The sequence below is a fragment of the Ruegeria sp. BJ5 genome (genome assembly GCF_056537865.1).
The window spans coordinates 1-19,878 of the sequence record NZ_JBQFSH010000008.1; the positions used below are offsets into that span (position 1 = coordinate 1).

The following is a 19,878-nucleotide window of genomic DNA, read 5'->3' on the forward strand; positions in this document are numbered from 1 at the left end:
CTCGGGACTGGTTTTGAAGTACTTGAAAGAGGCAGGTTTGGTCATGGGCAAAAGCTACGCAACCGTCCTGCCTGCCTCAAGACAAGTTCTTCTGACAAGACCCCAAGTTCTTCTGACAAGACCCCACAGAGATCTCGCATCGCTAGCTTTGGATCACCGAATTACGTGAACCGAACACTTGGCATGATGCACGACTCTGTTCGCAGTGGAACCTAGAAATATGTCCTCGAATCCGGGCTTATGCGAAGCTAAGACGATGCAATCGGCGTCGCTCTGGTTTGCGAATTCGACAATTGCCCTACCCGCATGCCCGGAGATGAGCTGTACCTTCGCGTCTGAGATTTCAGAGGCAGTGTTATGCAGATTCTCCAATATCTCATGCCGCGTATGTGCAAGCACTTCACTTGGAATCTGAGAACCCACATATGCCGGAATAGGTTCTTGGACGTGCACAACGGTGAAAACAGCGTCGGCATCAGCCAATTGGCGCGCAGCCTTAAACGACGCTTGAGTGTCGTGTTCTTTGTCCAGAGCAACCGGGATCAGGATGTTTTTGTACATTTGACCTCCTATCTACTGCTCCGATGATTTCAGTTTGGTTTTTCGGCGGCACGAACCCTAAACAGGCTCAGACTTTGAAGATTTCCCCGCGCTGTTTGTAGCGGCTACGACATCATCAACTGTTTTCTCAACAGCTTCAGCTTCGGTTTCAGCGACATAAGATGCACAACGAGACACGGTTTCGAACCATTCCTGCGCGTCAGCAACCAACCGCTCAGCCGAATGGCGCTGCCACTCCGTCATACTCTGAAGGGCTTTCGATGGATCGGACGGGTTCGCAGAAGACACTTTGCGTGCAGCTTGTAGAGCCGTCCGAACCGCCTCATGACGCCGTTCGAACCAATGCTGCGCAAAGGCCTCTGTTTCTTCGAGCATTTTTTCTTGTGCGTCCCAAAATTGTTCGATCTGGGCACCGAAGGCTGGATTGCCAGACATGGGCGGCTGCATTTGCTTGAAAACATCCACAAGTGAGGTCGGGCTATTTGTGCTAGATTTCTTTGTCGGCATCGAAAGTTCCTCCTCATTTCCTTAATGAGCTATTGTGCCACCTGCGGCGCGCTTTCGCCTTAATACAGATCAATATCCCCCATTTTTTAGGATCTTCGGCTTAGGCTGCCACGGGACATTGGCATTCTCTCCGACATCGGTTCCAAGATGGCAGGGGTGGAGTTAAAGTAGTTTAGACAAGAACTTAACGCTTGGATCTCTATGCACATTGCCGGCTTTCTGATTACCCTAGGTGTCCTCTTCCTTGCCGGATTGGCGGCCGACCAACTTGGCCGGGTAACGCATCTTCCTCGTGTTACAACCTTGCTTTTCCTCGGTCTGATCGCCGGGAACGCCCGAATGGGTTTGATCCCACTCGACGTTGCAATGTGGTTCGACGAGATTTCCATTGTGGCTTTAACGATGGTCGCGTTTCTTCTTGGAGGTTCCTTAACCCGCGAGAACCTGGTTCGGCATGGCAGAGCCATTCTGACGATTTCGATTTCAATCGTGGTTGCAACCCTTGTTATCGTGTCTGCTGGATTGACCGCAATCGGCGTACCCTTCGGGTTGGCACTGGTGCTGGCGGCAATTGCTACGGCTACGGCTCCGGCCGCCATGACAGACGTGATCAAGCAATCTGGGGTGTCCAACAGCTTCACAGAGACATTAAAGGGCGTCGTCGCAATTGATGACGCTTGGGGTCTGATCGTTTTCAGCATCGCCTTGGTTCTGGCCGGTCATTCGGATGGTTGGGCCACCGTCACGACCACAGCGATGTGGGATTTCGGAGGGGCTATTTTGTTGGGTTCCGCGCTAGGCGTGCCATCCGCTTACCTCACAGGTCGCTTGAAGCCGGGAGAGCCAATGCAAGCCGAAGCGGTGGGAATCGTGTTTCTGACAGCAGGCTTTTCGTTGTGGCTAGAAGTTTCGTTCCTTGTCGCAAGCATGGTTGCTGGCGCAGTTATTGGGAATCTTGCCCGCCATCACGACCGTGCTTTTCATGAGATCGAGCACATTCAGTGGCCGTTCATGATTTTGTTCTTCCTACTGGCTGGCGCCACGCTGGATATTGAAGCCTTCGGCTTGATGGGCTGGGCTGGTGGTCTTTTCCTATTCTTGCGCGCCGTAGCCCGCCTCGTCGGGGGTTATTGTGGAGCGAGACTTGGCGGCCTGCCTAGCCGTCAGACCCGCTGGTACGGCCCAGCTTTGTTACCACAGGCCGGTGTCGCGGTAGGAATGGCCCTCGTCGCCGGAGAGCAATTTCCACATTGGGCCGCGTCGATCATGGCCTTTACTCTAGCCAGCGCTGTGGCCTTCGAGGTGTTGGGGCCGCCGTTGACTCTCATGTCAATCAGACGAACGGCTGACACAGATGAGCAGATTGGTCAGTAACTATTCAGACTGGATCGATTCAAGAAAGGCGAGCAAATTCGCCAACGGCAGGCCTACCATCATAGGTTGCCCATTAGGCAGAGCCACCGCGATTTGTTGGTCTGTCTCAAACACCGCGCCAAAGATTGGCATTTCGCCCCCATGGGCGAGCAATTGTGAACGACCGTCAATCTGTTCAGCTATAAGATCTATCGGAAACACACCGCCGTTCTCGCCCGCCAATTTGGTAAGGTCAGGTGTTCGAATAGCCAGCATTTCCGCCATTGGCCCGTCTCCGGTTGCTTCGAAACCGTGACATTGCCAGCAATACGTCCGGTACAAATCACTTCCCTCATCAACGCTGACCTCCTGCGCTAGTACGGGCCCCGTGACGAACAGTGCCAGTAAAATCCCTCGAAAAATCTGCATATGCTCCTCCAATTTGCTGCCCCGGAAGAAGATCTAATTATAAGGCATCCTTAAGAAAGCACTTTGACCTTGCTCATTTTGGACGCTCCTGTACGAGGATTGGCGTTTCAGTCGAATAGCGTTTGGTGTACGCGCCTAATTTATTCCTGCCGGCCTACAACTACGCCACCTCATCGTTGACCTCACCACCCTTGCGCGCAGACGGTTCTCCTTCCAATATATTCATATACCTGAGAATTCGTCAGAGGTGACAAGGCACGCGATGCAACCATCTGAGCGCATCCATCCGAGCCCAAGACTGGTAACAGGTTCCAAAGCGTCACGAATTGCTTTCCACCCTAAATCTGAAACCATCGAACATGTTTGCTTTGCCTTTAAGTCCGACGACAAACGACAGTTGGGTTGCGTTCAGCCTCGCAGACCCGTCGCAGCGAGGTGATTGACATAGATCAAAGCACCAACATGAATTACATAGTGAAATTCGAATGTTTCAACATATTCTACGTTCACCGTCCTGTCCCCAAGTAAACACAAAGGTGAATGGAATTTTGAAGGAGTGGAAGTTCCACCCACGGGGGCTCGGCAGGAGTGATGGCGAGCCCCCAGTTAGTTGATTGGCGCCCAATGTGCCCAGGTTGAGACACACGGCATTCGGTGCAGCTTTGACCATAGGATTAAGCCGCTGCGCCAATCGAGACAAAAAGAGAAGGACGCCACTGACGACGTTCGGAGTGGGCAGTTGGCGGAAATCACTTATGAACTCTGTTGATCCAAACGAACAGAAACTCAGGCGGGCCCTTACAACCCCGTTGCTCACGCTTTATGGCCTTGGGGTAACGGTCGGAGCGGGCATTTATGTTTTAGTCGGCGCGACAGCAGACATTGCTGGACCGTTTGCAGCGTTTTCGTTCGTTTTAGCCGCGCTCGTCGTATCACTCACCGCGCTTTCGTATGCAGAACTCGCAACACGATTTCCCGTCAGCGCAGGTGAAGCGGCCTATGTTGAAGCGGGATTTCAGAAAAGATGGATGGCGGTTTTCGTCGGCCTCGCGGTCGCAGCTTCGGGGATTATCTCTGCCTCTGCAGTTGCAATTGGCGCAGCATCATACCTGCATGCTTTAACCGGTTTTGCGATCCCTGTTTTGACCATCAGCGTCGTTTTGATCATGGGTTTAATCGCACTTTGGGGGATCACTGAGTCGGTCTTTGTTGCGGCTGTCATTACGATCATCGAGATCGCAGGCCTTATCTTTGTGATTGGCTGGGGCATGTCGGTTCAGGATCCGCAGGGATACGGAATCAGTTCGATGCTTCCACCGCTTGAATTCGACGCGTGGAGAGGCATTTTCGCGGCATCACTTCTCGCCTTCTTTGCATTTGTTGGCTTCGAGGACATGGCCAACGTGGCAGAAGAGGTTAAAGACCCGGTCCGCACGATTCCAAAAGCGATTTTACTAACCCTCGTTTTGGCGACCGTGTTGTATCTAGGAACCTCAATGACGGTTCTACTTGTTGTTCCGATCGATGTTCTTTCGACATCCGCAGCCCCCCTCGCGCTTGTGTTTTCAAACGCGCCCGAGGTGATCAAACAGGGCTTTTCCGCAGTCGCGATTGTGGCGACAGTCAACGGAGTACTGATCCAGATGATCATGGCCTCGCGGGTGATCTACGGCCTAGCTGACCGTAACCGTTTACCGAAGGTTCTGGCGATTGTCCCAAAAGCAACTCAGACACCAGTTATCGCTACTTTGCTGGTCGTGGCGATCATCGTTTTGCTGACCCAAACTATACCGCTTGGTATTCTGGCAGAGCGCACGTCTCAGATCGTTCTCGGCGTCTTTGTACTGGTCAATATTTCGCTGATCCTGCTGAAGATGAAGCCGGACGAGTCCGCAAAGCACTTCCGCGTTCCTCTTGTGATACCGATCCTTGGGGTGATCACCAGTGCATTGCTTTTCGGATCTGGATTTCTCTAACTGATACAACGACCCAAAGGCCTCAACGAGCTGCCACGGCATATGACGACTGACCAAACTTCCATAGGATCAAAACTTTCGGCCTGGTGGCATAGAACGTTTGTGGATCTGGTTCAGCAGCTGCAATGGTCCTATCTGCCACCACTGATGGTCTATTTTGCGGCCGGCGTGTCCGGCCTGACCTCGGTCGTTGGTGCTTTTTTCCTAAAAGACTACCTCGATTTATCCGCCTCTTTCGTTGCAGGGCTAGCATTTTGGGCTGGTATCCCGTGGATACTAAAAATGCCGCTTGGTCATGTCGTGGACCTGTTTTGGCGCTGGAAGTCCCTGCTGATCTTGTTCGGCGCGTCCTTGATCACGTTGTCTTTGCTCACCATGTACGGGCTCGTGACCGCACCTGCGCAGATGTCCAGTTTCATGCCGCTGGAAGACTGGTATGTTGTTGCCTTGCTCTTGGCGCCTTCGGGCTATGCCATTCAGGACGTTGTTGCCGACGCCATGACGGTTGAGGCGGTGCCGAAGGTTGACCAGCACGGCCTACCATTTTCGCCTGAAGAAACCCGTGCTCAGCACACGACGATGCAAACCTTGGGCAGAGTTTCCATTATTTCTGGGTTTGCCGCTGTTGCGGCTGTAAACATCTGGATTTTCTCTGGAACAGAGGATCTGCAAAAATCCGATCGCCTTGCGCTTTATGGCCAGGTGTACCTGATAGCTCTGGCCATCCCTGTGTTATCCGTCAGCGGTGTCGTTCTTCACAGCTTGATCCAGCGTCAGCGTATAAGATCGGGCGACCCGCCCTACGCGCCGGATGAAGTCACCGAAGTCAAATGGTCCATATTGCTGGGCGGCTTCGCATTCGTTGTGCTTAGCATCGTGTTGGGAACCGCCGATTTCGAGTTTGCGCAAGAAACAGTCTTTGCGGTTTCTCTAACGGTGATCCTGTACCTTATGTCGCGCCTGTTGAAAGAGCTGGAACCAGCACAAGCCAGAGCCCTGATCGGGACAGCGACAATCATTTTTGTGTTTCGCGCTGTGCCGCTATCAGGACCAGGCCTGACTTGGTTTGAAATCGATGAACTGGGGTTCGATGAGCAATTCTTGGCAATCCTGGCATTGTTGACCTCGCTGCTGGCCTTGCTCGGGTTAATTGTTCTGCGGCCATTCATGGCCAACCGTTCGATTGCGCACGTAGTGGTACTGTTGACTATTGCGGCGGGCGTGCTCGCGCTGCCCAACCTTGCCCTCTATTACGGTGTGCATGAATGGACGGCGGCGCATACCGGTGGTGTTGTCGACGCAAGATTTATTGCCATCCTCGACACTGCTGTTGAATCGCCGCTTGGACAGATTGCCATGGTCCCGATGTTGGCTTGGATTGCACGCAATGCCCCTGTTCAGTTGAAAGCGACCTTTTTTGCGGTGATGGCATCATTCACAAACATGGCTTTGTCGGCGAGCAGCCTCAGCACCAAATACCTCAACCAAATATACGTCGTCACACGCGCCGTCACATATCCAGAGACCGGTGAGGTCACGTCTGCCGCGGACTACAGTCAACTTGGATACTTGCTGATCTCCGTACCCGTGATCTCGGTGATCGTTCCACTGGCCACAGTGTTTTTCGTTCAAAACTCGCGCTTCCGAACGAGTGAATGATCACTGGCTTTCAACCTCTCTCAGCAGAGCTCTGAGATGTGAAACCGGGACGCCGATGTTTGAGCCACCAAACTCGGGCAGGATCGCAGCATTGATCGCAACGACCTCGCCCCGCCGATTCAATGCTGGCCCCCCGCTCCCACCGGTCGTGGTCTCGGCGTCATAAACGATGGCGCTCTCACTTGTTCGTGCAACGATCCCCCGGCTTGCGAGTGGGTGAATCTTGCTTTGAGTAGAAAGCCGGGACGCGATCGACCAAAAGTTCAGCGTTCCTTCTGCCTCCAGTTCCTCTAGAAAGCCCGGACCGGCCTGCGCGATCAAAGCTTTCAAACCCGTTGGATATCCCAACAGAAAAAGCTCTTCACCGACGCGCGACGTGGCATCCGCCAACGGAATTCCGAGGTCTTGAACGCTTGGCTCAACTGCCAAAATCGCCAAGTCTGCTGCTTCGCTGAACCGAACCAAACGCGCCTCTATTGGTTCCGTTTGATCAGGCAAATAGGCCAACAGCCTCAACATTTCAGGCTCAAGGCCAGCGTCGCTCAACGCCTTCTCTCGGTTCCCCGAAGTCCAGGGCAAAGCGACATGGCGGTTGGTGGCCATCAACGGTACCCCAGCAATCAAAAAGCCGGTTCCGGTGAATTGAAATTCTGCAGGTTCGCCGGTCCCGTCCGGTTCGATCCAAGGTTGGCCGAATGGGGTTTTCAGGTTTTCTCCATTCGGTCCCAATACATGCCGCAATATCTTCCCGCTTTCCACGTGGCGCAGTCCATAAGCCCCTGAAGGAAAGCGACGGACCGGGTCGAGGCAGCGATCACCCGCGTGGGGGCTCCGGCCCGCTGCTCCAAGGTTCCAAGACGCTGCTCGGTCGACAGAACCTGGTTCTTAAAAGCTTCACGCAAAGAAGCCAAGTCATCAGGCGTAAGTGCATCTTCTCGCGTCTGGGCGAGCATAATCGCGACCGCTTCGATCTTGCGGGACTCCTGTTCAATACTATCCGCCAAGCGCCGGTCGTTTTGGTAAAGCAGGTACCCAAACCCCGCGATCACAAGAAGCGTCGCAAGTACTGTGATCCTGAACAGTATCGTGGTCTGAGACGCAAGCCGCCGCCCGCTGTTGCGCAGGGCACCAGACATCTTTTTAGCGAAGGGTCGACGGCTCGTTCGGGTGTAAGCATAGGCGTCACTGAGGATATCTTCGACTGTGTGGTGCGCGGGAAATGAGTGATCGCACAACCTGTATCGAGACATTGGGCCCTTTTCGCCGAACTCGATCATATCGCCATGCCTCAGAAGCGCCGATGAGGCTTTTTGTCCGTTCACCCATACATTGCGCCCTGCTGACGCGGCTATCGTGTAACCGTCGTCAGCCCACTTTAAGGTGGCAATATCGTTGTCATGCGGAGGCAGGTCGTCTTTAGGTCGAAGGCTTAACACCCTGCCATCGTTAACAGAAACGGTCAGGGCTTTATCGACCAGCCAGTTCACGTAGCCGCGCGATGGTCCGGTCAGGCTCTCCAGAAAGGCCCGCACCTCACCTTCACCAGCATGTCCTGAGGGTGTCATGCCACTCTCTTCTGGTTTTCGCATTGTGGCCCCCTACCCAAACGCGTGAGGGCATTCTACCACGCTTAAACACCAAACCCATGGCCTGGTACGAATGTACAAAAAACACATTTGTACAGGTGCTTGCGGTGCCTGCGCGGATTCAACCAAAGACACTTATCAGGCCGCAACTCTAAGAAGGTCGATCCACGATCGACCCTCTGCTTTGCTCTTTTCAAGCACGGTATCGAGCCACCAGACCGTCTATTTCGACGATACCTTGATCTTACGGCTTGGGTCCTGAGGCTCAATCTTCGGCATTTCTATATGCAGAACGCCTTTGTCGAACGTCGCTGAAATCTTGTCGATTTCTACGGTATCTGGCAGCGACATGGCTCTTGAAAAGCTGCCATAGCTTCTTTCGCTGACACGAAGATCGCCCGTTTCATCATGCGCAATCTTCTTCTGACCGCGCAGGATTAGCCTGCGATTCTTGATTTCAATTTCCACATCATCTTCTTCGAGCCCCGGCAATTCAGCCGTCAGGACAATCGCAGAATCCGTTTCTTGGACATCGATTGCCGGTGAAATCGCACCCGTCATATCAAGGGACGGAAAACCCGTGCGTTGCGCAGCCGTTTCCATCGGCAGGAAGGGTGATCCTTCCCCAAGAAAACGCGACATCAGGGTTTCCATTTCACGCCGAAAGTTGTCAGAGAGCGGATGCATTCCAGTGAAAAGTTGCGGGGACTTTTTGTCTTCTAACATTTTGAGCCTCCTCCATTGGCCTGATTTCACGCGCGCAACATTATGACAGGAAAAGCGGTCAAGGACCTTGATCTTGCGCAAGCATGCAACCTCAGGATCAGCCAGACCGAACGCGGCGGCTGAACGAACAGAAACGGGAAACTTCGTTCACTAAACTTGCCTCGTCGTGGTGAAGTTAACACCATTCTCAGTAGTCTTGATCGGAATCCCAGGTCAGCTTAGCGTTTATTTTGAATGAGCCCGAGCTGCCTAGCTTTAGCACAGTGGAGCAAAACTGTATGAAATGGCCTTATCTGGCGCTGATTTACGTTTTGCTGATCTTGGCTCCCTTGGGTTTTTCTTGGTCCTTGGGGTGGCCACCACGATCATTTAATCAAGAGCTCGCGTCCGGGCTTGGGATGCTGGCTTTTTCAATAATCTTAGTCGAGTTCCTGCTGTCTGGGCGGTTCAGGTTCATCTCTTCCGGTCTGGGTATGGATGTAACCATGCGGGTGCATCAGTTGATGGCGCGTACAGCACTCGGCTTTGCGCTGATACACCCGCTTCTCTATCAGGGTACGCCTTCGGGCGGACGCCGCCCGTGGGATGAAACAAACCAACTTACGATTTCCACCGACTTTTCTACGCTGGTATCGGGCATCGGCGCATATCTATTTCTGTTCATTTTGGTCGCCTCGGCAATTGCCCGCAAATCCCTTGATTACAAATACGAAACATGGCGCCTCTTACACGGGCTGGGAGCCTTGGTGATCGCATGCCTGTTGTTGCATCACACGGTCTATGCTGGGCGCTACGGTGGGCATCCGCTACTAACCTATCTCTGGCTTGCCCTAACCAGTATTGCAGTTGGAACTTTGCTGTATGTCTATCTCGTTCGCCCTTTACGTCAGAGGAAGAGACAGTGGCGCGTCACGTCTGTGTCTCGACTAACACCGAAGCAATGGGAGTTGCGCGTCGTTCCAGATGGTCACAACGGACTAAACTTCGAAGCAGGGCAATTTGCTTGGCTAAACGTCGGCCACAGTGTTTTTTCGCTGCATGAGAACCCATTCTCGATTAGTTCGGCACCAGCCGAAGGCCCCGAAGTTTCATTCATGATAAAGGAGCTTGGGGATTTCACATGCGGCCTCAGACAGATCGCTCCGCAAACCACGGCCTATCTGGATGCCCCGCACGGAAATCTATCGATCAGCCACCGAACTGAGAAAGGCATTGTTCTGATCGCAGGTGGTGTCGGGATCGCGCCCATGTTGAGCATTGTGCGTCAGGTACGGTTGAGTGGAACACAGTACGAGCTCAAGCTTATCTATGGCAACCGGGTGGAGGAGCAGATTGCTTTTCGCCAGGAGTTGTCCAAAGAAGAAACAGTATTTGTTCTATCCGAGCCGCCAGAGGATTGGTCCGGAGAGACAGGCTTGATCGACGGTCATCTGTTGGACCGCAATTTGTCTTCTGAACAATTTGAAAGCTGGCTTTTTGTTCTCTGCGGCCCCCCTGCCATGATGGACACGGTCGAAGATCATCTGATTGAGCGGGGCACCGCGTCACACCGGATTTTGTCTGAAAGGTTTGACTATGATTAGACTGCTCAGAAACCTGCCCGCACGCCAACAAGTAAAACTCGCAGTTTGGTTGATCAGTATTTCAATCTTCGTCGCTGTCTTGGCCTTTTGCTTAAGGTAGAAAGCTAGACCGCCAGGGGTTGGCTAGCTTCAAGGCTGCCGGCCGAAAAGGCAGGTATTCTTGGAGATGGATGCCGTCACGAACTTCCTAATAAACATGCTCCGCGTGGACAGCATGAGCATACCGCAACGATCCAGATATGCCCCCATGAAACGCCTTTGATGGAGATCAAGGGCAACGCACGTCACTTATTCATAATAAGCAATCTATTCAGACCGATTTTTGGGAGGATCGGAATGACTTTACTCATCGCCTTCGCCACGGTCGAAGGCCAAACAGCAAAGATTGCGCGCTTCATCACCGATCTCGCGAAGAATGCCGGTTTCGATGCAAAGCTGATCAATACCGATGAAACGCCCGGCCACGTTTCACTTGACGAAGTGGTCAAGGTTATTCTCCTGGCCCCTGTCCACGAGCGTAAGCACCCCAAGTCATTCGAAGCATTTGTCGCTTCAAATAGAGATGCCTTAATGAAGCGAAAGTCTCTCGTGCTTTCCGTCGGTCTAAAAGCTGCTTTCGCGTCAGGTCGAGAAGAAGCACGCGACTATCTTGACGAAATGCTTCTTCGAACAGGTTTTGAACCAAATGCGACGGCTTTGATCGCAGGCGCGGTGAGGCCCGAAAACTACGGGTATTTTGAGAGGGAGATTCTTCAGCGCGTCGTCTTGCTCGGTCGAAAAATCGATCCACGAGAAGGGGCAAGGGAGTTTACTGACTGGGATGAACTCACGTTAATTGTGATAGAGTTCCTTGGCGAAAACGGGCGGGCAAACACGCTTCAACCTCAAGCGAGTACCCAATAACAACTGGCTGTTCCCGTATTAACCGATGAACGTATAGAGCTACCTATACCAGCAAATCACAGTCGCCAGTTCTCTTCATCAGTGCCCGAACAGCACTGGCAACCTTGTCTGCTCCAACATTGCTTGTGTCGTTCCCCCAAATACCGACTGACGCAAATGGGAATGCCCGTAAGCGCCCATAACAACGAGGTCGGCCCCCAATTCTCTTGCGCGTTCCTGAATGCAGTGTTCAATTGAATTCCCGCCGCACCGAAACTGCGACACGGTCACAGTGCAACCGTGATGGCTGAGCCATCCAGCTAGGTCGGTTCCGGGCGCTTGACCTTCTACGTCATCAGGCGACGGCAAATCAAAACACCCAATCACAACTTCGTTGGCCGCCAGAAGAATGGGTAAAGCTAAATGCGCAACCCTAGACGCAGGCAGGCTATCATTCCATGCCAAAAAAATGCAGTCGCGTTGGGCAAACGGATCTCCATTTATCATCAGGCCTACCGGCGAATGGAACAATACTCCGTACGCGATCTTATGAAACAAATCGGGGTCTTTTCGCAACTCAGCGTCTAGAAAGGCGATATCAGAGCGATTGGCTTGGCCAGCCACAAGATGCTTCAACTCTGCTCCAGATCCCATAAAGGCAATTACATTTGCAGATACGCCTTGCCCTACCAGAAGCGCTTCAACTTCTGTGGCGCGGGACTTCAAGGCGGCATTTTTTCCGTTAAGAACATCCAACCAGTTTGAGGGAAGACCCGCCTCAACGAACCTGTTTGATCCATACTTTAGGTACGGCAGGTTGGGTAAGTCCGCGATCAACACGCAATTCAAGTGAATGTTGTGGTTACAAGCAGTTTCAGCGCATTCCAAAATCGAAGCGTCGTCAGCATCAACTCCTACATAATATGCCACTGTTTTGTGTTGCATTCCCGACCTCCGTCCGGAATTTCAATTCGCCCAAAGGCCGTGCTCACGGATTAAACCTACGAAGAGACAGTGTTGTTGGTCGCTCTTCTTATTTCGGCAGCATGAAAAACTCTTCCAGCACAATCTTGCCTTCCGCCACCGAATACACCGCGATCTCGCACAGGGTCATACGCTCACCCGTGGCCTTCTGAACGACCTCGGCTCTGAAGCGCACTCCAAAGCGGTTGGGTGGGTGGACGTAGGGGCCATCCACTTCTAGTTCTTGGATTTCATGCGATGCCAACCAATCCTCTCTTTTTCCCTTGATGGCTTCTCGCCCCTTTGAAACGCGGAATTGTCGAACCGGAGGCACGACTGCCTCTATCGACTGTGCGTTTTCGGCATACATTTCATCAACACTTGCAAGGCCCCTGCGCTCACGCATGGCCTGGGCGAATGATCTTCCGATTTCGATCAACTCTTCCATGAGCCCCCCCCCTGAATTACCATTGACAGTACCACGTCTTGCCCGCGCCAATCTTGACAAGGATCAATAAGAATATCGATGGATACTGTGAGGCCGGTTCGAACAAGTCTCAGCTAGGCCAACAGACATGTCGCTTATAGCGCGCCAAGTTCGCGCCACTCCGCAAGAGCGGCGGCGCCGTGACAACTTGAAGGTGTCTCGGTTGGGAAGGGATCGCCCCAGGCTGAAGTGATTGGAGACGGAGGAGTGAACGGCGACGAGCTTCTGCAAACTTCGCATCCGCCTTAACCGCTGCATCGTATGTCGCGAAAGGTTGTTTTGTCCGCAGACTAGCCGTTGGGGCACCGCGTAGCGGAGGTCTGCTAACCGCCCATAGAGACAGCTGCAGCGCCGTTCGCCAATGAGCTATACGGGCTCGATGCGGTCGCTCAGCCAAATTCATTGAACGACTGCATTGCGGACACTAGCTGCCGTTCGCCTCAGCGCAGCAATATTCCGACAGACACATGACCCATTGACCAATGCTTGTGTTACGTTTCCTCTTGGCAGAACATATGTGGCAACGTTTTCAGGGAATGAACAAACATGAGTTTTGTTGAAGCAATAAAGACGTGCCTCACAAAATACTTCGTTTTTTCCGGGCGCGCGGCGCGGTCAGAGTACTGGTGGTTTGTGTTGTTCGTGGTCCTCGTCAGCATTGTTTTGGCAATCATCGACGCCTCTCTATTCGGCGTGAACCCTGAAACTGGAGAAAGTAGCCAAGTCTTAACTCCGATCTTCCAACTTGCAGTTGTCGTGCCCATGCTGGCCGCCGGATGGCGGCGTTTGCATGACACTGGAAGACCAGGCTGGTACTTGCTCTTGCCTGCAGCGCTCAGCATCGCAACCATGTTCATGCTGTTCAGTGGCATCGCTGTATTTTCAGTCCTCGAGCAAGGGGCTGACGACCCTGAAGCATTGAGGGGCCCAGCGGCTCTACTTGGCGTCACAGGTTTGATGGTTGTGGGAGTTCTTCAACTGATACTCTCTGTGCTGATGATCTGGTGGCTAAGCCGACCGTCACAGGAAGGTGAAAATGAATATGGTGCACCCGCAGCTTGAACTTATGACGTGGATCATCAGTGCTTTCGCGGCAGAATGACGAAACATGGCTTAGTTGCCTAGGAGGTTACTTATGAAGAGACATCTAGTCGCCGGCACGGTCCTCACAATCATGATGTCATCACCTGCCATGGCTGAGTGGAACTTCAGTGGGCCGCCGAACGCCAACGCCTTCATTCAGACCGGCGACATGACTCTGGAGTTGCAGTGCGACCGTGTCCGTTTCGCGCCAGAAGGTTATGACGACTCGCAGGATATTGTCTCCAGGCAGGGCCTGTCCTTTCGGTTCATGAAGGATGGTTCGACCGAGGTAGGTGCGTTTCAGGCAGGATCAGTGAATGCGGATATCTCGCTCGTCGACAACTATCCTGTTGAGGTCCGTTTCTTCGATCAGGGCGACTATGATTTCGTTTTGGATCAGATTGCGCAGAACGCCGTTCTGAACCTTTCGATGGCTGACCAGGATGTCTCTTATGGTATCTTCACGCTCAAAGGATCTTCCGCGGCGGTAAGATCCCTGCGCGCGGCCTGCGGCTCTAACGCGTCGACATCTCAGAGCATGGAGGCGCCAGAAGGCATTGTGTATTGCGGTGGCGGTGCCGTGCAGAGGGTCATCGAATACGCCATCGTGGGTCAACCCGGCGAGCAGTGGGATGCTATCGTGACCGTCAATGGTGAGACAGTTCGGGCGATGACTTCATATAGCTTCTTCGGAAATTCTGAACCACCAGCAGGCTTCCAGGTGGCGCTCCTGGGTGAAGATCGGTCAGAGTTCCTCGTCTTCAGCGATGGGGGCCGGAACTGGATCGAGTTTGGCGATTACACCTACGATCAGTGCAACTGAGGCACACGGAAGGGCTGGAGACACGAACATGGGTAGCCAACTGGTTGGAAATGGCAATCGCGCCGGCGCTGGGGTTTTGGCGGTTGCTGTTTGTGCTCTTTCCGTGGCCTTCTATACGCCCTCGGCGCACGCGCAGGATTTGTCCGGGCTGCCCACACAGCTTCTTGAAAGAGTAGAGGCCGCGCAGCAGGCATGTTCGGATATGGAGAACGGGCAGTTCGCCCTTGAATTGGGAGCCATCCACCGCGTCGATCTCGATGGAGACATCGAGCGGGACTGGGTTCTGGACGAGGCGGGTTTTGCCTGTTCCACCGCTGTGTCGCTCTATTGCGGGACAGGCGGTTGCATGTCTCACTTCTTGGTCGAGGAACATTTGTTCTCGCTTCTCAATCAGGGATGGGACATGGCGAACATCGGCCCATTTCGCGTGCTTTTGGCGGATGTGCATGGCTCGCAATGTGGTGGGATCAACCCAACGCCCTGCATCGTGGCCAGTGTTTGGGATTCAGATGAAACGGTCTGGCGCAGCACGGGTGCAGAGTGGGAGTAGAATATATGGAAAGGCGCCTCGAAAAGATCATGCGTGCCATATGTGCCTGCGCTTTGGCGCTGTCGGTGACGGGATGCGTCGAAACCGCTCAAGAGTTAGCGATCAGCGAACCCGACCCGGAACTGAACTTCGTTCGCGGTTACCGAAGTGTTGCGGACGAGTGCCAGCTTGTCGGCGAAACGGCGTTTACTGGCGATTTGCTCGACGATTCGGCCGATCTTGTGGCCTGTCCGACGGGAAGTGCAGCAATGGCAAGCCTAATGGCGGAAACGGGAGCGCCCGTAATCACCCAAACCAACAGCTTCTCGTTCTTCAGCATTCCCTACCGCTGAACCACATGCTTGCCCTGGACTTTGAATGGTCCTCTCTGTCGATGAGTTCAGGACAACTGCCGGACTACTCCGGAACATCCATCGAGAAGAAGTACGTCGCGCACAACGCTTGACCGGCAATGCCTGCAGGCGGTTCCATGCCAGTAAACATCGCTACGCCAAGGTAGGTAAACCCGGAGCTGTCCTCACTCCAGGTTGCCATATACGTGACTGGTTGGTCGCCACAAAGCGTGTTTCCCTGCCTTAGTGGGCCTGCATCGCCTGATACACGAAACACCTGAGCAACAGGCACGTCGCCAGACGCACCCCAATTGCCTGAACTCTTGGGGTCATGAACTTCGAGATCAAGAAACCTGCCGGTCTCGAAGACCATCCGCTTGGTAGACATGATTACTGGCCCGGTAATCGCCAATGCCGTTTCGCTGGAAGGATTGAAAGCGTTAGAATCCTCAAAAAGCGGCTGGGATGATGCTGGCCCCCCCAATATCCCCATAGCCATTGACAGCATCAGGATCGATCGACGCATTTGAATCTCCATTGTGCGAAGTGGTCTGACAACCTTAAAGGTCCTTTTGCTTCGTCGTCGAATGCGGCCGCGAGTTCCTGTTCACTGTCTCGAATGCTGCGCAAGCGATCAAGGTCTGAGAAGGGCTCGGTGCGGTCATTGGCAGGTTTTTTTTAAGAATGTCTACTTTGCCGACTTTGCGGTCTGTCAGAAAAGGGAAAGAACCCGTGCGAGTTTTCCTGCCTTCGAACGTTAAGTGTCAGCGAGGTTCGAACGGCGCAGCGATCAGGCCGATGGCCAGATAAGGTTCAAGATCAAAACGACGATGAAAATGATCGGAAAGAAAATCAACGCTTGTTGAACTTTTGAACGGTTCTCAAACCAACCCATACTTCTTACAGCCCAATATGCGCCACCACACAAAAGACCCGTGACAATCGCGTGCAACCAATCCATTAGCAGTCCTCCGCAGGCAGCATAGTCACATCAGAGTAGCGACCATCCGCCGTTGTTATCCGCGCGCAAGCGCCAGTATCACGGTTAAACCAGAATGACGTGAGACCCTCGGAGCGGATCAACTCGTACCCGAGGTTCTGTATGCCCATCTCCGCTTGGCCGGCACGTGCTCCTTCGAATGCAGTCAAATCGCTTGAACTGCCAATAGCAGGTTGGCCCGGTTCGGTAGAAGTGCTTGGAGTATCACATGCGACAAGGCCAAGTGCTGCAAATCCAGCCACAAAGGGAACAAATGACTTCATTGGATTTCCTGCTTGTTGAACTCGGTGGCTACTCGATGCCGATACCAATATCAAAGGTGACCGGTTGCGCCCCGGCGTTTAGGACCTCGACCACATGATCGCCAGACTGCCAAAGTTGGCCTCGATAAGGGGTATCAGAAGAGATCAGGTCTAGAAGGAGCGAGCCATCCGGGTTGAAAATTTTGTAGTCCAACGCGCCACCGTGGGAACCCACGTCCACGCGCATGAACTGACCATCTGCTGCGCCGAGCACGTAGCTCACTGATGTATTCGGGTTCAAAGTGCCCGACATCGCTGCGCCGCTGGTACCTGCCGCGAATTGGACCCGTTGGGTTCCTGAAACTACGGGTAAACCGCCGGACCCCGCCATTGCGCCTTGGCCGTCATCGGCGGCCTGCGCGACGCTGAGTTCAGCGACTTGACCGTCGTTGGACACAAGACATCTCCAGACTGTCTCGCCTTTGTCTTGCAGCATGACGAGCGAATTTGCTTCGGAAAACTCTGTAGACAGAACAGTGCCGCTTTGTCCGTCCGGCCCACCCACAGAACGCAATTGGTCGATGCAACTGTCAATCGCGTCCTGTCCGACGTCAGCGGCCGAGGCGAACGTCGGCGAGATACAAAGAGACAAAGCCAGAACCTTTGATCGCATAACTAAACTCTCCTGGTATTAATTAGACACCGCCGCGTCGCGCAGTTGCTGCAATACGGCATCACATTCGCTGGCCGCTCCGACGATCGCATCCCCGTTTTCTTCCGCGTCCGGGGTCAGTTCTCTCAGGTTAGTGACAGCACGGTTAAAAACTTGATCGACCTGTTCTTCTGTCAGAAGGCCCTCCTGTTGCGCTGCATTTGCAATCCCACAAACACCGGCTGAAAGCCCGGTAGCGATGCCCATTCCAGCGCCACTGCCGATGCCCAGCATCCCGCCACCAATACCGCCCACAAGCAGCCCTATAACCAGTCCCAAAATCAGTTTACCCATTTGTTTTGTTTCCTAATGCTCTGAGGTTTGTCACCATTACAGAGGCTAATTTGCTCTATTCTTTTTCCTGCATAATCTCACCAAAATCACCAAATTCACCGACGGCGCCAGTATTGCTAACAGTGGCCTGACGGTCTCCGGCGCAAATTCAATTGCAAGAACCCACGGTAGGCCCAAGGGTAGCAGAAATAGCCCAGACAAGGGATCTCTTGGCTGTTCAAACCAGCCGAAGGTTCCTGTCATAAAGATGAAACTCGCGCCTGCCCACAGCAACATGAAAACCCAAATCGCGGCTTTGCACAGCATCAGTCATCGCAACGTTCCAGCAAGCTATTTCGCAAAACTAGAGCGTTCCTTCGTTAGTAAGCGACATTATACCGTCTGTGGAGCCGTCACTGTAAGCGATGCACTGCCATGGCGCGCGGTCCGGTCCGACGCCGACGCGCACAAACGTCCCGGCTTCAGAGAACTCCGAACCGAGCAGTGCCACATCCGGATTGTTGGTTGTCGCAGTGACATCACGCAAGCAAGCTTGCTCCGCCGCGTTTGGTGCCGCCGACGTAGCACTGGTTGTGCTACCTTCATCACAAGCGGTGAGAAGTGCAACCGCTGGAAAAGCCAAAAGAAAGTTTTTCATAATGTACCCTGTTTCACGTTGACCTAGGAAAGCGCCGAGGCGCTTTCTCCGGGATCTTAATTTTGTCCCATATTCAACAATACGGTATTCACTTGGTTGGTCAAATTTTTGCGATTTGAATACGCTACCTAATTCAGTCCAATCAAATTGTGTCCGCTTCGGGGTCAGGGCAAACGTTCGATGCGTAGTAGGGCCATAGGCCGGATAAACGGCAGCTTCGGGCTCGAAACAGTCATTAGCTGCAACTTGCGCCAACGACCGAGAAGCGCACAAAGTGAGCATTCGCTGCGCTAGCACGAATGTCTGCTTTTGAAAAAGCTAGCCGGTCAAAAACGGTCGTTTCTGTCTCGGTAAAAGTTATAGGCAAAACGCAGGGGCCCGACAATGTCGAGCCCCTGAACATATCCGTTTTGCTCCCTCAAGCTACCATGTCGACTACGGCATTTGTCGCAGCAACCATACTGCCATGATCCGCCATCATCTCAGTCAGAGAGCCCACGAGGGTGCTGTCAGGCAGATTCTAACCAGTCTCAGTTTCCCAATAACCACGGGAACTTAGGCGGAACAGAGCTTACGCCACTCGGCGAGAGCGGCGTTGCGGATCAGCTTGAAGTTTTCGCGGGTGTAGAGGTGGCGCTCCTGGTTGAAATGGTTGTAAACGGAGGAATGAACGGCGGCGAACTTCTGCAAACTTCGCATGCGCCGGAAGCGCTGCATGGCCCGTTCTCTTCGTCGGAATGGCAGGTGCGAATTCTCAACCCGATTGTTCAACCAACGGCCTGTATGCTGCAGATCGGCCGGCCCAACCTCCCGCAACGCCGCACCGTACGAAGGGAGGCGGTCCGTCACCAGAACTTCCGGCCGACCGTAGCGCCGCATCAATTTTCTGAGGAATTTCAGAGCGGCTCGCTTGTTTCGACGTTTCGTGACCACGGCTTCCAGAACTTCGCCTTCGTGATCAACAGCGCGCCACATGTAGTGACGTTCGCCGTTGATCTTCACGAAAACCTCGTCGACATGCCACTGCCATTGCCGCCCGGATCGCAGTCTTTCCGCCCGCCGACGCCGGATTTCTGACGCGAACATCGGACCAAATCTGTTCCACCAGAAACGGATCGTCTCGTGACTTACATCAATACCGCGCTCGTGCAGCAGATCTTCGACATTCCGCAGCGACAAAGGGAAACGAACGTACATCATGACCGCCAAGCGGATAATTTCCGGGCTGCTATGAAAGTATTTGAATGGATCACACTTGGGCATGGCCAGAGGCTACGAAACCGCCCTGCCCGCCTCAACCAAATTCCTTCTGACAACACCAGCGAAGCGATCTGTGACGACCTTCTTGGCGCAACCGTGCCGTTTCATCAATTTCCTGAGGAATTTTAGTGCTGCAGCCTTGTTTCGGCGCTTGGTGACAACTGCTTCCAGCACTTCACCTTCGTGATCTACTGCACGCCACAGATAATGTCGCTTGCCATTCACCTTTACGA

The 19,878-nt window shown here is 53.4% G+C and carries 22 protein-coding genes and 2 pseudogenes; 9 read left to right on the top strand and 15 right to left on the bottom strand.

Annotated elements, in window-relative coordinates:
• Positions 1 to 153: 153 nt before the first annotated feature.
• On the bottom strand, positions 154 to 561 hold the full coding sequence (locus ACR0NY_RS18845) for a universal stress protein (RefSeq protein ID WP_093964967.1): 408 nt from the start codon (positions 559 to 561) through the stop codon (positions 154 to 156).
• A gap of 57 nt (positions 562 to 618) precedes the next feature.
• The gene (locus ACR0NY_RS18850) at positions 619 to 1,068 is read right to left on the bottom strand and encodes a phasin family protein (RefSeq protein ID WP_170343047.1); all 450 of its coding nucleotides are present in this window, start codon (positions 1,066 to 1,068) and stop codon (positions 619 to 621) included.
• Between the two features lie 201 nt (positions 1,069 to 1,269).
• On the opposite strand from ACR0NY_RS18850, the gene ACR0NY_RS18855 reads away from it, so the two are divergent.
• Positions 1,270 to 2,442: a cation:proton antiporter gene (locus tag ACR0NY_RS18855; RefSeq protein WP_170343045.1), complete on the top strand. Its 1,173-nt coding sequence runs from the start codon at positions 1,270 to 1,272 to the stop codon at positions 2,440 to 2,442.
• Here ACR0NY_RS18855 and ACR0NY_RS18860 read toward each other — a convergent pair whose 3' ends face one another.
• On the bottom strand, positions 2,443 to 2,850 hold the full coding sequence (locus ACR0NY_RS18860; RefSeq protein ID WP_141138522.1) for a c-type cytochrome: 408 nt from the start codon (positions 2,848 to 2,850) through the stop codon (positions 2,443 to 2,445).
• 755 nt (positions 2,851 to 3,605) lie between these two features.
• Between ACR0NY_RS18860 and ACR0NY_RS18865 the strand changes: the two genes are divergently transcribed.
• Both ACR0NY_RS18865 and ACR0NY_RS18870 read left to right on the top strand, forming a co-directional pair.
• Complete coding sequence (locus ACR0NY_RS18865) at positions 3,606 to 4,826, top strand: APC family permease (protein ID WP_170343043.1); 1,221 nt, start codon at positions 3,606 to 3,608, stop codon at positions 4,824 to 4,826.
• 42 nt (positions 4,827 to 4,868) lie between these two features.
• Positions 4,869 to 6,485 (top strand): MFS transporter, encoded by a 1,617-nt coding sequence (locus ACR0NY_RS18870; RefSeq protein ID WP_170370243.1) that lies wholly within the window; start codon positions 4,869 to 4,871, stop codon positions 6,483 to 6,485.
• Here the strand turns inward: ACR0NY_RS18870 and ACR0NY_RS18875 are convergent, their stop codons facing one another.
• The 3 genes from ACR0NY_RS18875 to ACR0NY_RS18885 form a co-directional block, all read right to left on the bottom strand.
• On the bottom strand, positions 6,486 to 7,244 hold the full coding sequence (locus ACR0NY_RS18875; protein ID WP_170370242.1) for a S1 family peptidase: 759 nt from the start codon (positions 7,242 to 7,244) through the stop codon (positions 6,486 to 6,488).
• Entirely contained in the window at positions 7,190 to 8,074 is an 885-nt protein-coding gene (locus ACR0NY_RS18880; RefSeq protein WP_170370241.1) for an FHA domain-containing protein, read from the bottom strand. The genes ACR0NY_RS18875 and ACR0NY_RS18880 overlap by 55 nt, the downstream gene beginning before the upstream one ends.
• Before the next feature lie 219 nt (positions 8,075 to 8,293).
• Positions 8,294 to 8,797 carry an Hsp20/alpha crystallin family protein gene (locus tag ACR0NY_RS18885; RefSeq protein ID WP_093964961.1) on the bottom strand — a complete coding sequence of 168 codons (504 nt, stop codon included), beginning with the start codon at positions 8,795 to 8,797 and terminating at the stop codon, positions 8,294 to 8,296.
• A gap of 278 nt (positions 8,798 to 9,075) precedes the next feature.
• Here ACR0NY_RS18885 and ACR0NY_RS18890 point away from each other — a divergent pair, with 278 nt between their 5' ends.
• Together ACR0NY_RS18890 and ACR0NY_RS18895 are read left to right on the top strand one after the other, a co-directional pair.
• Positions 9,076 to 10,380: a ferredoxin reductase family protein gene (locus ACR0NY_RS18890; RefSeq protein ID WP_093964960.1), complete on the top strand. Its 1,305-nt coding sequence runs from the start codon at positions 9,076 to 9,078 to the stop codon at positions 10,378 to 10,380.
• Between the two features lie 336 nt (positions 10,381 to 10,716).
• The gene (locus ACR0NY_RS18895) at positions 10,717 to 11,283 is read left to right on the top strand and encodes a flavodoxin domain-containing protein (protein WP_170343037.1); all 567 of its coding nucleotides are present in this window, start codon (positions 10,717 to 10,719) and stop codon (positions 11,281 to 11,283) included.
• A gap of 78 nt (positions 11,284 to 11,361) precedes the next feature.
• Here ACR0NY_RS18895 and ACR0NY_RS18900 read toward each other — a convergent pair whose 3' ends face one another.
• The 3 genes and pseudogenes from ACR0NY_RS18900 to ACR0NY_RS18910 form a co-directional block, all read right to left on the bottom strand.
• Positions 11,362 to 12,207 carry a universal stress protein gene (locus ACR0NY_RS18900; protein ID WP_170370237.1) on the bottom strand — a complete coding sequence of 282 codons (846 nt, stop codon included), beginning with the start codon at positions 12,205 to 12,207 and terminating at the stop codon, positions 11,362 to 11,364.
• Between the two features lie 88 nt (positions 12,208 to 12,295).
• Positions 12,296 to 12,673, bottom strand: coding sequence for a SnoaL-like domain-containing protein (locus ACR0NY_RS18905; RefSeq protein WP_170343033.1), 378 nt, complete (start codon positions 12,671 to 12,673; stop codon positions 12,296 to 12,298).
• Between the two features lie 134 nt (positions 12,674 to 12,807).
• Positions 12,808 to 12,970, bottom strand: a pseudogene (locus ACR0NY_RS18910) (IS6 family transposase); the annotation flags it as partial.
• 288 nt (positions 12,971 to 13,258) lie between these two features.
• Here ACR0NY_RS18910 and ACR0NY_RS18915 point away from each other — a divergent pair.
• From ACR0NY_RS18915 to ACR0NY_RS18930, 4 genes are all read left to right on the top strand, one after another.
• Positions 13,259 to 13,774, top strand: coding sequence for a DUF805 domain-containing protein (locus ACR0NY_RS18915; protein WP_093964957.1), 516 nt, complete (start codon positions 13,259 to 13,261; stop codon positions 13,772 to 13,774).
• A gap of 73 nt (positions 13,775 to 13,847) precedes the next feature.
• Positions 13,848 to 14,618: a hypothetical protein gene (locus ACR0NY_RS18920; protein ID WP_170370235.1), complete on the top strand. Its 771-nt coding sequence runs from the start codon at positions 13,848 to 13,850 to the stop codon at positions 14,616 to 14,618.
• 28 nt (positions 14,619 to 14,646) lie between these two features.
• Positions 14,647 to 15,168 carry a hypothetical protein gene (locus tag ACR0NY_RS18925; protein WP_093964955.1) on the top strand — a complete coding sequence of 174 codons (522 nt, stop codon included), beginning with the start codon at positions 14,647 to 14,649 and terminating at the stop codon, positions 15,166 to 15,168.
• 5 nt (positions 15,169 to 15,173) lie between these two features.
• Positions 15,174 to 15,500 (top strand): hypothetical protein, encoded by a 327-nt coding sequence (locus ACR0NY_RS18930; protein WP_141138521.1) that lies wholly within the window; start codon positions 15,174 to 15,176, stop codon positions 15,498 to 15,500.
• Between the two features lie 64 nt (positions 15,501 to 15,564).
• Here the strand turns inward: ACR0NY_RS18930 and ACR0NY_RS18935 are convergent, their stop codons facing one another.
• The 6 genes and pseudogenes from ACR0NY_RS18935 to ACR0NY_RS18960 all read right to left on the bottom strand — a co-directional run.
• Positions 15,565 to 16,026 carry a hypothetical protein gene (locus ACR0NY_RS18935; protein WP_170343031.1) on the bottom strand — a complete coding sequence of 154 codons (462 nt, stop codon included), beginning with the start codon at positions 16,024 to 16,026 and terminating at the stop codon, positions 15,565 to 15,567.
• 765 nt (positions 16,027 to 16,791) lie between these two features.
• Positions 16,792 to 17,415, bottom strand: a complete 624-nt coding sequence (locus ACR0NY_RS18940; protein WP_093964952.1) for a hypothetical protein — start codon at positions 17,413 to 17,415, stop codon at positions 16,792 to 16,794.
• A gap of 18 nt (positions 17,416 to 17,433) precedes the next feature.
• The gene (locus ACR0NY_RS18945; protein WP_093964951.1) at positions 17,434 to 17,748 is read right to left on the bottom strand and encodes a hypothetical protein; all 315 of its coding nucleotides are present in this window, start codon (positions 17,746 to 17,748) and stop codon (positions 17,434 to 17,436) included.
• Between the two features lie 343 nt (positions 17,749 to 18,091).
• A complete protein-coding gene (locus tag ACR0NY_RS18950; protein WP_480771292.1) occupies positions 18,092 to 18,682 on the bottom strand; it encodes a hypothetical protein in 591 nt (196 codons plus the stop codon).
• A 258-nt stretch (positions 18,683 to 18,940) separates the two neighbouring features.
• On the bottom strand, positions 18,941 to 19,648 hold the full coding sequence (locus tag ACR0NY_RS18955; protein WP_170343030.1) for an IS6 family transposase: 708 nt from the start codon (positions 19,646 to 19,648) through the stop codon (positions 18,941 to 18,943).
• Between the two features lie 57 nt (positions 19,649 to 19,705).
• Positions 19,706 to 19,878: pseudogene (locus ACR0NY_RS18960) on the bottom strand (DDE-type integrase/transposase/recombinase); the annotation flags it as partial.